Source organism: Novosphingobium subterraneum, assembly GCF_000807925.1.
GTDB lineage: Bacteria > Pseudomonadota > Alphaproteobacteria > Sphingomonadales > Sphingomonadaceae > Novosphingobium > Novosphingobium subterraneum.
Genome location: NZ_JRVC01000019.1, coordinates 23,996 through 38,143, shown reverse-complemented (window position 1 = coordinate 38,143; position 14,148 = coordinate 23,996). Strand labels below are relative to the sequence as shown.

The 14,148-nt window shown below is 62.6% G+C and carries 13 protein-coding genes and 1 pseudogene; 11 read left to right on the top strand and 3 right to left on the bottom strand.

What is annotated here, in order from left to right:
- The 8 genes and pseudogenes from NJ75_RS16815 (at window position 1) to NJ75_RS16785 (ending at window position 8,986) form a co-directional block, all read left to right on the top strand.
- Window positions 1–492, top strand: a complete 492-nt coding sequence (locus NJ75_RS16815) for a chemotaxis protein CheW (protein ID WP_039336674.1) — start codon at window positions 1–3, stop codon at window positions 490–492.
- Window positions 489–794 (top strand): annotated as a pseudogene (locus NJ75_RS25520) (hypothetical protein); the annotation flags it as partial. The gene NJ75_RS16815 and the pseudogene NJ75_RS25520, both read left to right, overlap by 4 nt.
- On the top strand, window positions 774–2,801 hold the full coding sequence (locus NJ75_RS16810) for a methyl-accepting chemotaxis protein (RefSeq protein ID WP_269078636.1): 2,028 nt from the start codon (window positions 774–776) through the stop codon (window positions 2,799–2,801). The pseudogene NJ75_RS25520 and the gene NJ75_RS16810, both read left to right, overlap by 21 nt.
- Window positions 2,798–3,286 carry a chemotaxis protein CheW gene (locus tag NJ75_RS16805; protein ID WP_039336570.1) on the top strand — a complete coding sequence of 163 codons (489 nt, stop codon included), beginning with the start codon at window positions 2,798–2,800 and terminating at the stop codon, window positions 3,284–3,286. Before NJ75_RS16810 ends, NJ75_RS16805 begins: the two co-directional genes overlap by 4 nt.
- A 71-nt stretch (window positions 3,287–3,357) precedes the next feature.
- Entirely contained in the window at window positions 3,358–5,283 is a 1,926-nt protein-coding gene (locus tag NJ75_RS16800) for a methyl-accepting chemotaxis protein (RefSeq protein ID WP_052242592.1), read from the top strand.
- A 41-nt stretch (window positions 5,284–5,324) separates the two neighbouring features.
- Window positions 5,325–6,191, top strand: coding sequence for a CheR family methyltransferase (locus NJ75_RS16795; RefSeq protein WP_156135840.1), 867 nt, complete (start codon window positions 5,325–5,327; stop codon window positions 6,189–6,191).
- The gene (locus NJ75_RS16790; protein WP_039336568.1) at window positions 6,188–7,273 is read left to right on the top strand and encodes a protein-glutamate methylesterase/protein-glutamine glutaminase; all 1,086 of its coding nucleotides are present in this window, start codon (window positions 6,188–6,190) and stop codon (window positions 7,271–7,273) included. The genes NJ75_RS16795 and NJ75_RS16790 overlap by 4 nt, the downstream gene beginning before the upstream one ends.
- Window positions 7,274–7,276: 3 nt before the next feature.
- A complete protein-coding gene (locus tag NJ75_RS16785; RefSeq protein WP_039336566.1) occupies window positions 7,277–8,986 on the top strand; it encodes a hypothetical protein in 1,710 nt (569 codons plus the stop codon).
- 23 nt (window positions 8,987–9,009) lie between these two features.
- On the opposite strand, the gene NJ75_RS16780 is transcribed toward NJ75_RS16785, so the two are convergent.
- Window positions 9,010–9,192, bottom strand: coding sequence for a YegP family protein (locus NJ75_RS16780; RefSeq protein ID WP_039336565.1), 183 nt, complete (start codon window positions 9,190–9,192; stop codon window positions 9,010–9,012).
- A gap of 349 nt (window positions 9,193–9,541) precedes the next feature.
- On the opposite strand from NJ75_RS16780, the gene NJ75_RS16775 reads away from it, so the two are divergent.
- Entirely contained in the window at window positions 9,542–10,492 is a 951-nt protein-coding gene (locus tag NJ75_RS16775) for a sugar phosphate isomerase/epimerase family protein (RefSeq protein ID WP_039336564.1), read from the top strand.
- Between the two features lie 18 nt (window positions 10,493–10,510).
- Window positions 10,511–11,434 carry a sugar phosphate isomerase/epimerase family protein gene (locus NJ75_RS16770; RefSeq protein WP_039336562.1) on the top strand — a complete coding sequence of 308 codons (924 nt, stop codon included), beginning with the start codon at window positions 10,511–10,513 and terminating at the stop codon, window positions 11,432–11,434.
- On the opposite strand, the gene NJ75_RS16765 is transcribed toward NJ75_RS16770, so the two are convergent.
- Window positions 11,425–12,504, bottom strand: coding sequence for an NAD(P)/FAD-dependent oxidoreductase (locus NJ75_RS16765; RefSeq protein WP_052242596.1), 1,080 nt, complete (start codon window positions 12,502–12,504; stop codon window positions 11,425–11,427). The genes NJ75_RS16770 and NJ75_RS16765 overlap by 10 nt on opposite strands.
- 32 nt (window positions 12,505–12,536) lie before the next feature.
- A complete protein-coding gene (locus NJ75_RS16760) occupies window positions 12,537–13,526 on the bottom strand; it encodes an alpha/beta hydrolase (protein ID WP_039336559.1) in 990 nt (329 codons plus the stop codon).
- Between the two features lie 70 nt (window positions 13,527–13,596).
- Here NJ75_RS16760 and NJ75_RS16755 point away from each other — a divergent pair, with 70 nt between their 5' ends.
- On the top strand, window positions 13,597–14,097 hold the full coding sequence (locus NJ75_RS16755) for an A24 family peptidase (protein ID WP_156135842.1): 501 nt from the start codon (window positions 13,597–13,599) through the stop codon (window positions 14,095–14,097).
- Window positions 14,098–14,148: the final 51 nt, after the last annotated feature.

Below are 14,148 nucleotides of genomic sequence, written 5' to 3'. Positions count from 1 at the left end.
ATGACCACGACCAGCACAACGCCATGGGATGACAACGGCCAACTGGAAGTGCTGACATTCGACGTAGGCGATGAATGCCTGGCGATCGAGGCCGTCAGCATCCGCGAGATACTCGACCTGCTGCCCGAAACGCCCGTTCCGGGCGCACCGGATCTGGTGGCCAGTGTCGTCAACTTTCGCGGCAAGATCATCCCGATCGCCGATCTGCGGGTGGCCTTCGGCATGCCGCGCAATCCCGGCGAGGAGGCCAGTGCCGATCACCGCATCGTCGTGATCGAGACCGAGATCGACGGAGAGCCGCTCCAGATCGGGCTGCGCTCGGACAAGGTCCACGAAGTGACGATCCTCGACAAGGCGCACAGCAGCGAGCCGCCCGTGCTGGGCATGCGCTGGAAGCGCGAATTCGCGCGCGAACTGGTGCGCCAGCCGGGGTCGGTCATCGTCATTCCCGATTTGCCCACAATCTTCACGTCCCTCGCGGAGGCCGCATGATGCGCAATGTTTTTTCGAGAGTTTCCGAACAGCAGGTTCTCGATGAGGTAAGCCGGGTCGAGCAGGCGCTTGCTACGGGTAATCTTCTGCTTCGGCTTGATGAAACCTCCGGAAATGCCCCGACCCGGGCGGTGATGGCGGCGTTCAATCGGCTGCTGGATGCCGTCACCAATCCGGTTCAGGACCTGTCCACGCAGATCGCCCGGATGACCGACGAACATGCAGCCGGCGATATCGATGTCGTGATCGACGCCAATGCCCTGCCCGGCAAGCTTGGCATCATGGCGACACAGATCAACGAGCTCGTTGCAGCACACATCAACGTCAAGAAACAGGCGATGGCCTGCGTGCGCGAATTCAGCCAAGGCAATTTCGACGCGCCGATGGAACAGCTGCCCGGCAAGAAGGCGTTCATCAACGACACGATCGAGACCTTGCGCGGCAATCTTGTCGGGCTGATCTCGGAAATGAACCACATGTCGAGCGAGCATGATCGCGGCGATATCGACGTGGTCATCGACCATGCGAAGTTCCCGGGCGATTTCGGCATCGTGGCACGCGGCATCAACGACATGGTTGCCGGGCACATCGCGGTGAAGAAAAAGGCCATGGCCTGCGTCAAGGAGTTCGGCGAAGGCAACTTCAAGGCACCGCTCGAACAGTTCCCGGGCAAGAAGGCCTTCATCAACGATACGATCGAAACCCTGCGCGGCAACCTGACGGGCCTGATCGCCGAGATGAAGCACATGGCGGCCGAACATGATCGCGGCGATATCGACGTGACGATCGACGATGCCAGGTTCGAGGGCGATTTCGGACTGGTTGCGCGCGGCATCAACGAAATGGTCGCGGGCCACATCGCGGTGAAGAAGAAGGCCATGGCCTGCGTGAAGGCGTTCGGCGAGGGCAATTTCGACGCCCCGCTCGAGCAGTTCCCGGGCAAGAAAGCCTTCATCAACGACACGATCGAAACCTTGCGCACGAACCTGCGCGAGATCACCGCAGAGATCCAGCGGCTGATCGTGGCAGCGACCGAAGGGCGCCTGTCGGAGCGAGGCATTGCCTCGCGCTTTGTCGGTGACTTCGCCCGCCTCGTGAGCGGCATCAACGGCATGCTCGATGCCATCATCCTGCCCATCGAAGAAGGCAACCGCGTTCTGCGGCTGGTCAGCATCGGCAACCTGCAGGAAACCGTCAATATCGAATGCCACGGCGATCATCAGCGGATGCGTGACGCCATCAATTCCCTGGTATCAAACCTGAAAAAGACCGCCGGCGTGGCCGACCGCATCGCCGATGGCGATCTCACGGTCGAATACCGGGCGCTGTCGGATGAGGACCAACTCGGCAGCGCGCTGATCACGATGATCGACAAGCTGCGGACTGTCGTCGGCACGACCTCGGCTGCGGTTGACAACGTCTCGGCCGGGAGCCGCCAGCTGGCAGCAAGCTCCGAGCAGGTCTCCCAGGGCGCGACCGAGCAAGCCGCCTCGGCCGAGGAAGCGTCTGCGTCGATGGAGCAGATGGCGGCGAACATCAAACAGAACGCCGACAACGCGGCGCAGACAGAGAAGATCGCCCGCCAATCTTCCAAGGACGCTGAAGTTTCGGGCCAGGCAGTCGAGAAGGCAGTCAACGCCATGCGCACGATCGCCGAGAAGATCAGCATCGTCCAGGAAATCGCGCGGCAGACCGACCTGCTTGCCCTGAACGCTGCGGTCGAGGCCGCGCGCGCAGGCGAACACGGCAAGGGCTTTGCAGTTGTCGCCTCGGAAGTGCGCAAGCTGGCCGAGCGCAGCCAGAGCGCGGCAGCCGAAATCGTCTCGGTTTCGTCAGAGACGGTCAAGGTGGCGACCGACGCGGGCGAAATGCTGGCGCGACTGGTTCCGGACATTCGCCGCACAGCCGAACTCGTGACGGAGATCAGCGCAGCCTGCCGCGAGCAGGACATCGGCGCGTCGCAGATCAACGAAGCCATCCAGCAGCTCGACAAGGTCACGCAGATCAATGCCAGCGCGTCGGACCAGATTTCGTCCACGTCCGAGGAACTTGCATCGCAGGCCGAGGAATTGCAGAGCGCCATTTCCTTCTTCCGGACCGGCAATAGCTATGCCGAGCCGCGTCAAAGTACGCAAAGCCGCCGCCAGGCAAGTCCGCCGCGCAAGACCGGCGTGACGCCGCGCGTGGCCACCAAGCCGGTAAAGCGCAACAGCGTAGCCGAACAGAAGGAGCGACTGGCCGGCTTTGCCCTCAACCTTACCGACGGTGGCGCCGACGCCGACGATGCAGACTTCGGACGCGCAGCATGAGCAGCGCGGGTGAACTTCAGGTCGTGGAATTCGGCCTGGGCAACGAGGTTTTTGCCATACCCGTCGCTCTAGTGCGCGAAATCCTCGATTATGCGCCACCCTCCTACCTGCCGAATGGGCCTGCGCATTTCATCGGCCTGACGGATCTTCGCGGCCAAGGCGTGCCCACGGTCGACTTCCGCCGGCGTCTCGGCCTGCCGTCTGCCGACCCCACGCTGGCCACGCGCATCCTGATCCTCGATGTGCGGTTGACCGACCGCCTGCTTACGCTGGGCGTTGTCATCGACCGGGTGTTGAGCGTCACGAGTTTCGAGAAGGCGGACATAGAACCTGCCCCGGATATCGGGATCAGCTGGAACTCCGAATACATAACCGGCGTGGTGCGCCGGGACACGGGCTTCGTGGTCATCGTCGACGCGGCCCGGATTTTCACGACCGAAGATGCCATCGGGATCGGCAGCGAAGGTCAATTGGTCAACGCCTGAAACACCCGCGACAGCGAACGGAACGCGCTGCCGCGATCAAGGTGAACGGAACAAGAAGGACGGGAACAACCATGGTCATCAATCCATTCACGGCAGTGTCTTCTGCCCAGGTTCAGCAAGAGATTGCCCGCGTAGAGGCCGCCATCTCGAACGGCGATCTGGGCGCTCGCCTGCACGCTTCAGGCTGCAATGCCCGCACCAGCGCTTTGATCGACGCGATCAATGGCCTGCTCGACCAGTCGCAGGCTCCGGTCCGCGAGCTTGGCAGCGCGATAAAGCACATGACGGCGGAGCATGAGCGGGGCGATATCGACGTGGTCATCGCCTCGGACAATCTTCCGCTGGAAATCGCTGAGATTGCCGCTGACATCAACCATCTGGTAAACGCGCACATCGCGGTAAAGAAGCTTGCGATGAGCATCGTCCACGAGTTCAGCCTCGGCAACTTCGACGCCAGGCTCGATCCGCTGCCGGGCAAGAAGGCGTTCATCAACGACACCATCGAGACGTTGCGTCGCAGTCTGACCGGATTGATCGCCGAGATGAACCACATGGCGAGCGAGCATGAGCGCGGCGATATCGACGTGGTCATCGATCATGCCAGGTTTCCCGGGGATTTCGGTGTCGTGGCACGCGGCATCAACGACATGGTCGCCAGCCACATTGCCGTGAAAAAGAAGGCCATGGCATGCATCAAGGCCTTCGGCGAAGGTGATTTCAACGCCCCGATGGAACAGTTGCCGGGCAAGAAGGCCTTCATCAACGACACCATCGAGAACCTGCGCCAGAACCTGCGCGCGATAACCTCGGAGATCCAGATGCTGATCGGCGCTGCCACGGCCGGTCGCCTCGGCGAGCGTGGCGACGATCGTCGCTTCGTGGGGGATTTTGCCAGCCTGATCAGTGGCATCAACGGTATGCTCGATGCGACGATCCTGCCGATCGAAGAAGGCAATCGCGTGCTGAGCAAGCTCAGCGCCGGCGATCTTGGTGAGCGGGTCGAGATCGATTGCCAGGGCGATCACCAGAAGATGCGGGATTCGATCAACGTGCTGGTCGACAACCTGCGTGCCTTTGCCAGCAACGTGAGCCTTGCCGCCAACGAGGTGGCCGAAGGCAGTTCACAGATGGCAACCAGCTCGCAGCAGCTATCGCAGGGTGCGACCGAACAGGCCGCGTCGGCAGAAGAGGCTTCGGCCTCGATGGAGCAGATGGCCGCGAACATCAAACAGAACGCCGACAATGCGGCGCAGACCGAGAAGATCGCGCGCCAGTCCTCAAAGGATGCAGAGCTTTCGGGAACGGCAGTCGACAAGGCCGTCATTGCCATGCGCACGATCGCGGACAAGATCGGCATTGTTCAGGAGATCGCGCGCCAGACCGATCTCCTGGCCCTGAATGCCGCGGTCGAAGCCGCGCGCGCAGGAGAGCATGGCAAGGGCTTTGCCGTTGTTGCGTCGGAAGTGCGCAAGCTGGCCGAACGCAGCCAGAGTGCTGCAGCGGAAATCGTTTCGGTGTCGGCCGAGACGGTGAAGGCAGCGAGCGAAGCGGGCGAAATGCTCAGCAAGCTGGTACCGGATATCCGCCGCACGGCAGAACTCGTGTCGGAAATCAGCGCCGCATGCCGCGAACAAGACATCGGAGCTTCGCAAATCAACGAGGCGATCCAGCAGCTCGACAAGGTGACCCAGCAAAACGCCAGCGCTTCGGAACAGATTTCCTCGACGTCGGACTCTCTTGCGGCGCGGGCCGAAGAATTGCAGCAAACGACCGCGTTCTTCCAGCTGGAAGAGCAGCGCACGTTCTCGCCAGCGGCACCGCGCACGCAGCGCAGCGCCAAGCCGAAGCCAAAGTCGGCGCCTCAGGCTCCCACGAAGGCTCGGCCCGTCAAGCCGAACTCGGTCGCCCACCAGAAGGAGCGGCTCAACGGCTTCGCACTCGACCTGACCAGTGGTGGGGCAGACCAAGAGGACAGCGACTTCGGCCGGGCGGCCTGATTGAAGACCGCCCCTAGAACCCTCATGAAAATGGTGCGCACTTGAACGATCTCAGCCCCCTCTCCTTTGGTCTGGCACCGGATAGCGATTGCATTTCCGCAAGGCAGTTCAAGGCGCTCGCCGAACTGATCCAGCTTGAAACCGGCATCAACATCAAGTCCAGCAAGAAGACCATGCTGGAGGGGCGGCTGCGGCGGCGCGCCCGGGCGCTCGGCGTCGATACGGTGGGCGCGTATTGCGACCTGGTTATCGGCGGGCAAGTCGATCCTGACGAACTCGAGCACCTGATCAACGCGGTCACCACCAACAAGACCGATTTCTTTCGCGAGCCCGGGCACTTTGATTACCTCACGGGCACGGTCCTTCCTCTGTATGCAGAGGAAGGGTGTCGCCAGATCCGCTGCTGGAGTGCGGCATGTTCGACGGGCGCCGAACCGTACACGATCGCCATGCTGCTGGATGACTTCACCTCGAAACACCGCGGCATCGACTATCGGCTTATCGCCACAGACATCGATACCGAGGTTCTGGCAACGGCGATGAAGGGGATCTACCCTCGCGAACAGGTTGAGCCCGTCCCGGCCCCACTGCGCCGACGCTACATTCTCGAATCCAAGGACCCGCAACGGCAAGAGATCCGCATTGCTCCCGAAATTCGGCGTCGCGTGGGGTTCGGCAGGCTGAACCTGATCGATGATTCCTATGCACTCGATCAGCCGGTGCATCTCATCTTCTGCCGCAACGTCCTGATCTATTTCGACAAGCAGACGCAGGGGCAGGTCGTGCAACGTCTGTGCGAGCAGCTTTTGCCCGGGGGCTATCTCTTCCTCGGCCACTCGGAGTCGATCACCGGCTTCAAGCATGACCTCACTCAGGTTGCCGGCACGGTATTTCGGAGGTCATCATGAACAAGCGCCCCGCACGTACCCGCGTTCTGGTGGTCGACGACAGTGCAAGCGTGCGCCAGACCATGAAGGCGATCCTGGAGGAAGACCCCGAACTGGAAGTCATCGGCACTGCCGCCGATCCATTTGCGGCAGCCCGCATCATCCAGACCGAAGTGCCGGACGTGATCACCCTGGATGTCGAAATGCCGAGGATGGACGGCATCACTTTCCTGCGCAAGCTGATGAGCCAGTGCCCGGTGCCCGTGGTCATGTGCTCGTCCTTGACAGAGCAGGGTTCGGAAACGCTGCTCCAGGCTCTCGAGGCCGGGGCCGTCGATGTGATCCTGAAACCCCGGCTTGGCGTGGCCGACCACCTCAGTGAAGCCCGCGCAACCATTTGCGAGGTCGTGAAGGGCGCTGCCCGGGCCCGCGTTACGGCGCGCAAGCCCGTGCCGCCGCGCATGAGGCCGGAGCAGAAGCTGACAGCAGATGCCGTGCTGCCGCCGCCCAGCGGCCGCGCGATGAGCCGCACCACCGAAATGGTGGTCTGCATCGGCGCGTCGACAGGCGGGACCGAAGCCCTGCGCGAGGTCCTCGAAGCTCTGCCCGCGAACTCCCCGGGCATCGTCGTGGTCCAGCACATGCCAGAGCGCTTTACGCGAGCGTTCGCCAGCCGTCTCAATTCCCTGTGCGAAGTTTCAGTGAAAGAGGCCGAGCAGGGTGACACCGTCATGCGCGGGCATGTGCTCATCGCGCCCGGTGGCAAGCATACCCTGCTGGAGCGACAGGGCGCGCGCTATCTCGTCTCGGTCCGCGATGGACCGCTGGTTTCCCGGCACAAGCCATCAGTCGACGTGCTGTTCCGATCAGCCGCGCGGTGCGCCGGTTCGAATGCGGTGGGCGTGATCATGACCGGCATGGGCGATGACGGAGCGCGCGGACTGCTCGAGATGAAGGAGGCGGGTGCACGCACTTTCGCACAGGACGAGGCAAGCTCGGTCGTGTTCGGAATGCCGAAGGAAGCAATCGCGCGCGGTGCGGCTGACCGCGTGCTGGGACTCGATAGCATTGCCGGGGAAATCCTCCGGGCTACGGCGCGCTGAGCGATGGCGGCTCTCAAACTTGTCGTCCCCACTCCCGCCAAGGACATCGGTCACGCAGCGCTGATCGAGGACCTGGTCTCGCTGCTCAAGCGTCTGGACGAAAGCTTCGACATGGCCAGCACGCACCTGTGCCAGTCGGTTACGCGCATCCAGACGATCACCTCGGCCCTGACCGAAGTGACCGGCATGTTCGATGGCGGCGTCGGCGTCGAAGCGGTCAATGGATTGCGGATGGCCGCCGAATCCCTGCGCAACGTGCGCAGTCTGGTACAGGGCAGGTCTCACGAGATCGCGACCATGCACGAGGCCGCCCGGTCTTTGCGGGCCAGCGCTGGCGAGGTCATGCGCTGCCTGCAGGTCCTCGACATTTACGGCATGAACGTGAAGATCACCGCATCGGGCCATCCGCAGTTCATGGAATTTGCAGATGCCATGCGCGGCAAGCTCGATCAGGGTGACCGGGAACTGCGCGGCCTCGACCATATGCTCGGAGGGCTTCTCGAAAGTCTCCGCGAGATGGGCGAGAACGACAGGCTGCTCGATCGCGAATGTGCGAAGGTCTTCCCGCAGGTACCCGATGCGCTGATGCGCGAAGCGGGCAACCTGCAGCAGCACCAAATGCGTCTTGGCAACCTGGCCAAGACCATTGCCGGCCTTGCTCTGGCGATTCAGACCGAGCTCCACGCCGCCATCCAGGCAATGCAGATCGGCGACAGCGTGCGCCAGCGACTCGAGCACGTGCTGGCGAGCCTGCGCACGCTTGAAACGCGACGCCAGGACGGCAGCATGGCCAGCTCTGCTGGCGCACCGTTGCTTCGCGTTCTCGCTGCATTGTTCGAAGCGGCAGTCTCCGACTATGGGCGCGACAGGGCCGAACTCGCGGCTTCTCTTTCGCGACTGCAAAGCCAGTGCAGAAATCTCCAGGGTCTTGACGACGACCAGGCCAGCGAGGGCGACAGTGACATGCTGGAGCGCATCGAGGCAAGTGTTGCCGAGGCGCACCTGATGCTGCGCCAGCTGGACCGCGCGAACAGCGAGGGCATGGCAACACTCGACCTGATCCTGCAGACGGTCGACGAAGTTACGGAACGGGCAGAAGCCATCACCCGGCTGCGGCTGGATGTGCAGCACATGGCGATCAATATCGGTCTGAGCTGCCGCACTGCGCAATCCATCGGACGACCGGTGATGGTCATCGCCAACGAGATCAGGACATATTCCGAACGCCTTGATGCAATCGCCGATGCCATCCAGCGAACGCAAACGAACCTGTCGGCGCCCTGCCACCGCCTGCAGAGCCAGTCGCACGAGAACGGTGGTGCATCGGGGGAACTCCTCGCCCGCTTCCTCACCACGATTGGCGATTGCAACGAAAGAGGCCGACAGGCGATGGCCGTGGTTGAGGCCGAGTCAGACCAGTTGGGATCAAGCCTGGCACTGGCAATCGATGCACTGGAGGAAGCAGGGATGCTGGAAGTGCCCATGCGAAACCTGTCGTCCGTCCTGCAAGGCGCCGGTTCGGATTGCCAGCCGGTCGACGGTGACAAGGCGGTTCTATTGCAGACTATGCTCGACGATCTGGCGCGAAGCTACACGATGGCAGACGAGCGCCTCATCCACAACCAGGCGCTTGTTCCTGGCCTGAATGGGATCGCCATCGCGCCGGATGTGACGTTGGCCCCTGATGACGACGAGGACGATGGCCTGTTCTGAAACCGGCCAATCATCCCCAGCTCTCAATCGGTGGTCGTATCCACCACTGCCGCCTCGGGACCGTTCTTGAGGATCGATTCAATGGCATTCCGGGCGCCGGCCTTGCTAGCGTAGCCTTCGGTCCAGAAGATGGTTTCGCTGTTGTGGCAGAAGTAGGCGACAAACTCGCCTGCCTTGTTTCTGCGGATCTCGAAACGGTGCGCCATAATGACTCTCCCTGTCGTTAGCCCAGGTCCGCAGATATCACGGAAAAGGCGCAGCACAGCAGGCAAATTACGCGCGCGGGGTTGATTTTTGCCTGCAAATGGCGGATGTCCGCCAGCACAAAGTAGCGGGCGTCTGACCCGCCAGGCAAACGAGCGCCAGTGCGCGTCGGGGCCGTGGAATGGGAATGGATCCTGTGTCTGCGGCGGTAAACTCATCACCTGCCAATAGCCATGCCGCCAGCGCATCTGCAGGCGTGGTTCACTGCGCCTGCGCGGCACGCGACCATGCCCCCAACATGCACGAACGCAATTGCCCCTTTGCCGGGGCAGGAACGCCAGAAGGTTGACCATGAACCCCAAAGATACCGCGATAAGCCTCGACCTTATCAATCGCCACTACCAGGAGCCGAACCGCAACCGGTTCGAAAGCAAGTATTTCTGGGAGGAGCTTTACCCCCTGATCGCCACGGCAGGGTTTTCTGCCATCGAAATTCCCTATGAGCCGGTTTGGCAGTTCGGCGGGCGCAGCGGCGTGCCGATGAACCGCTATTGCATCAACACCAAGTACAGCAGCGCGGCGCAGTACCGCGAAGTGCTGGCCGCAAGCGGAATCACGCGCGTCACAGGCGTGACCTTCGATCCCAACCTGTTCATGCGCAACGACAACATCCACTTCTTCTTCGGCGCATCCGGCCATTTCGCCGGCGAGGCCCTCGCCCATGCGGCCGATCTTGGCGCGGACTATTTCGCCATAAGCCCCTCGCCCTACTACGGGCGCATCAGGCAGTATCACCCCGATATCGACGCCCAGATCGCCATGTTCACCGATCGCACGGTCGAACTGCTGAGCGGCCTTGCCGCCAAGGCCGAGGAACTGGGCGTAAAGCTGGTGCTGCGCAATGAATACTGGAGCCTGTTCGGCGGTGAACGGGTGCTCGCGCTGCTTGCGCGCTTGCCCGAAAGCGTCGGCCTTGACGCTGACACCGCCAACCTCACCGTTGCCGGGATCGACCCGGTGCAGTTCATCACCACCAACATCGCCCGCATCGGCTGTGTCCACCTGACCGACACCAGCTTCGTTGACAGCAACGACACATGGAAGACGCCGAACCCCGAACACCCGCAGCCCCAGGCCACGCAGGTCTTCCGCGATCCCGGCACCGGCTCGGTCGATTTCGCCGCGATTGCCAGCACGCTCGACAAGCTGGGCTATTCAGGCCCCGTGACCTGCAGCGCCCGCCAGACGCGTGATCCGTTCCGCGCACTGCTGCGCACGCGCGCCATGCTCAACCAGCTTTGATTTCCGGAGTTATCCGAAATGCCCAATATCCAATACGCCAACATGAGCCACTGGAAGTCGATCCCTTTCAAGCAGATCGATAACTTCCGCGACTTCTATTACGAGGACAAGACCAACAGCGCCTACTATTCCGACTGGGACAACATCCTGAAATATCAGTCGGCGCTGGGCTTCAACGGCATCGAGATCGCGCCGTGGGACATGGCAGACATCCTGCCGCTGTTCGGCTCGCCCGAAAACTTCACCGCCTTTGCCAAGGACCGCGGCGTCGAGGTTATCGGCATGTTCCATGGTGCCCACGCCTCGCACGATGTCGGCCACTTTGATGAAGCCGTGCAGTCAGGCCGCGAAGCGGTGGACACCATCGTGCGCTTCGGCGGCACCTACATGAACACCTGCCCGACCCAGAACTACTTCGGCTGCGGCCCCCTCACCCGCGAGGAAGTGCAGCAGTGTGCCAAGGTGATGAACGAGATCGGCCGCTATGCCACCGACAAGGGCGTCAAGATCGGCCTGCACAACGAGTTCTTCTGCGCGATCAACCTGCCAAACCATCGCGAACTGATCGAATCCACCGATCCCGCGCTGGTCCACTACTGCATCGACACCGCCCAGATCTCGATCATGGGCGAGGATCTGGTGACCTTCTACAACGACTATCACGACCGCATCAGCACGTTCCACCTCAAGGACACCGCCTCGTCCAACCAGCGCGACAGCCTGCGCTATTCACAGGACCCGGAAATCACAGACGACGGCACGCGCTGGTTCTGGGAACCGGGGATGGGCACGCTCGATCTCAAGGGACTTTACCACGCGCTCAAGCAACACGGGTTCAAGGGCTGGATGTCGATCGAGTACGACGGCTCGCCCGACCTCCTCGCCTCGATGGCGATGACCCGCTACTACCTAGATAACGAACTGCGCCCGATCTACGATTGATCAGGCAGGAATCGCGCCGGCGCATATGCGTCGGCGTCGATTTCCACGGTCAGCTCGTCGCGGGGCAAGCCGAGCAGTAGCTGAGCGCCCAGCCGCGCCGCGGCAGGTGCCGTCTGTATGCCGAAGCCGCCTTGCCCGGCGAACCAGAACAAGCCCTCCACAACCGGATCGAAGCCGTAGACCGGCAGGCGATCCGGCGAGAAGGATCGAAGGCCTGCCCAGCGGCGCTCGAGGGCGGCAATGTTCCAGTCCACCACGTGCTGAAAGCGGTCGATGGCAATGGCAACGTCCAGTTCCTCGGGCGCGGCATCGCCAGCGACATCGGGGATCTCATCGTGCGGTGAAAGCCACAGACGCCCGGCTTGGGGCTTGAAATAGAAGTCCTCGTTGATGCCCAGCGTCAGCGGCAGGGAATCTGCCGGGGCAGGATCGGTGCGCAACTGGACAATCGTGCGGCGCAACGGCTGGATGCCAAGCGGGCAGGCACCGGCAAGGCTGGCAAGCGAGTCCGCCCATGCTCCGGCAGCATTGGCGATGATAGGAGCGCGTGCCTCGCCCCCGGCCCAGGCCAGCCGCCACTGTCCGCCTTCCCGCTCCAGCCGCTCGACGCGGGCCCGCACGCGCATGACTGTGCCGGTCCGCTTCGACGTTGCAAGGTAGTGCTGGTGCAAGCCGGCAACGTCGATGTCAGCGCAGCCGGGCTCCCACGCGCCGACAACCCATTCGGGCTTCAGGCCGGGCACGCGGGATTCAAGCGCCGACCGGTCCTGCAGATGCAGGGTGGCACCCAGGGCAGCGAACTTCTCGATGAAGGCCTCAACCTTGTCGCGGTCCGACGCCTGCCCGATGTTCAGCGCGCCACGCCGGGACAGGAACCCGCCTTCCCGCAAGTAACGGCCCGAAGCCATCGTCAGCGGGAAGACACCGGGTCCGCCATAGGTTTCTTCCCAGAACGCGGCAGAGCGTCCGGTGGTGTGGTAGCCGGGGATGTCCTCGGCCTCGACCAGCAGCACGCGGGCGTGGGGCGCGCATTCGGCGGCGAGACTGGCACCTGCCATGCCCGCGCCCATGATGGCGACATCAAAGTCTCCGGCAAAGCTGGTCACGCGATGGGGGCCTCCGCGACGGGCGCCATGCGGTCTAGGAAATCGTCAATCGCAGCCATGACCTTGTCTCTCACCGGGTCAGCCTCTCGCAGCAATTCGTGACGGGCTTCCCGTCCCCAGGTCATCAGTTGCGCACGTGGCAGGCGGCGGGCGGCACGCTCGATCGCCTTCCAGCTGACCAGACCATCGTGACGCGCGGCAAGCAGAAGCACCGGCACGTCGACCGCTTCCAGAATCCCGGGAGCATCCAGCACCAGCATCGAGGCATAGGCACGCTCGACCCACCGCCAGGAGCCGGGGCCCATTCCGAGAAAGGAGCGCTGCAGCTTCCATTGCGCCTCGTCCTCGTACCGTTCGGCATCATGCGTCAGCAGTGTGTTCCGGGCTGCGGCGGTCGTCCCGGGCTTCTCGCTGATCTTCCAGGCGGGGCGGGCAGGATCGCCGAATCGGCACATCGCCTCGGCCACCTTGTGCAACGCCCGATTCGGTCCCGGAGTGAGAAAGCCCAGCATCGGAGCACTCAGAACCACGGCAACAGGGTTAATGCGCCCTTCCGCAAGAGCACGTAGCACGAGGTGACCACCCATCGAATGGCCGATGACGACATGGGGGCCAGGCGTCTGGACGACCCATTGCGACCAGAATGCGGAAAGGTCCTCGATCCAGATCGAGAAATCTTCGACGTGCCCGATTGCAGGATGGGCAGAGAGCCGTCCTGAACCTGCCTGCCCGCGCCAGTCGAGCGCGGTTACCTGCCACCCTTCCTCATGCCAGTAATCGAGAGATTCCAGATACTTCTCGTAGAAATCTCCACGCCCCGGCAAGAACAGGATCGAACCGCGCGGACCGTCCTGGCCCTGAGGAGCGCCATGACCGGGCCAGTCGATCCGGCGGATGACATGGCCGTCTGATGCGGTCCAGAACCCTTCGTTCGCATCCGCCGGAATCGCCCTGCGATCGATCCGACTGCTGGTACCGAACTCCATGCCTGAAACGCCTCCAATGGCGCAGTTGCGCGCCAAGGTTTGGTTACCGTTTGGTAAGTGATTGTCCCGTATGCCCCAGGACATGCAGGGGAACATCTTCGTTTACGGACTGGTCGGGGCATTGGCAATCGCGCTGCTGGTTGCCGCCTTCACCGATATCCGCCGCCGCCAGATCGACAACTGGCTGAACGCTGCCATCGCACTGGCCGCTCCGGCCTACTGGTGGGCGTCAGGGCTGTCACTGTGGCCGGGCGCGGCGATGCAGGTGGGCGTGGCGTTCGTCGCCTTTGTCGTCCTGGCGGGACTTTTTGCCCTCAAGCTGATGGGCGGCGGAGATGTAAAGCTGCTGGCGGCACTGGCACTTTGGTTGCCGCCGTTGAGCTTCGTCAAGCTGCTAGTGATCATGTCGCTGCTGGGCGGCGCGCTGACCATCGTGGTCGCCGCGTGGCACTATACCGTGACGCGCCGGCGCGATGCAAAGATTCCTTACGGCGTAGCAATCGCAAGCGCCGGACTGATCGTCCTGGCCCCGATGCTCGAGGCCGGTTGGCGCTCCGTTACAGGTGCATGAACATCATATCACAATTTTTAACCATTTTGCCCGAGACATGCGGGCCTGAGT

Excerpts from the sequence above, each read along its gene's own strand:
- NJ75_RS16815 (WP_039336674.1), top strand. The coding sequence starts at position 1 with ATGACCACGACCAGCACAACGCCATGGGATGACAACGGCCAACTGGAA.
- NJ75_RS16810 (WP_269078636.1), top strand. The coding sequence starts at position 774 with ATGGCGACACAGATCAACGAGCTCGTTGCAGCACACATCAACGTCAAG.
- NJ75_RS16805 (WP_039336570.1), top strand. The coding sequence starts at position 2,798 with ATGAGCAGCGCGGGTGAACTTCAGGTCGTGGAATTCGGCCTGGGCAAC.
- NJ75_RS16800 (WP_052242592.1), top strand. The coding sequence starts at position 3,358 with ATGGTCATCAATCCATTCACGGCAGTGTCTTCTGCCCAGGTTCAGCAA.
- NJ75_RS16790 (WP_039336568.1), top strand. The coding sequence starts at position 6,188 with ATGAACAAGCGCCCCGCACGTACCCGCGTTCTGGTGGTCGACGACAGT.
- NJ75_RS16785 (WP_039336566.1), top strand. The coding sequence starts at position 7,277 with ATGGCGGCTCTCAAACTTGTCGTCCCCACTCCCGCCAAGGACATCGGT.
- NJ75_RS16780 (WP_039336565.1), bottom strand. The coding sequence starts at position 9,192 with ATGGCGCACCGTTTCGAGATCCGCAGAAACAAGGCAGGCGAGTTTGTC.
- NJ75_RS16775 (WP_039336564.1), top strand. The coding sequence starts at position 9,542 with ATGAACCCCAAAGATACCGCGATAAGCCTCGACCTTATCAATCGCCAC.
- NJ75_RS16770 (WP_039336562.1), top strand. The coding sequence starts at position 10,511 with ATGCCCAATATCCAATACGCCAACATGAGCCACTGGAAGTCGATCCCT.
- NJ75_RS16765 (WP_052242596.1), bottom strand. The coding sequence starts at position 12,504 with ATGGGCGCGGGCATGGCAGGTGCCAGTCTCGCCGCCGAATGCGCGCCC.
- NJ75_RS16760 (WP_039336559.1), bottom strand. The coding sequence starts at position 13,526 with ATGGAGTTCGGTACCAGCAGTCGGATCGATCGCAGGGCGATTCCGGCG.
- NJ75_RS16755 (WP_156135842.1), top strand. The coding sequence starts at position 13,597 with ATGCCCCAGGACATGCAGGGGAACATCTTCGTTTACGGACTGGTCGGG.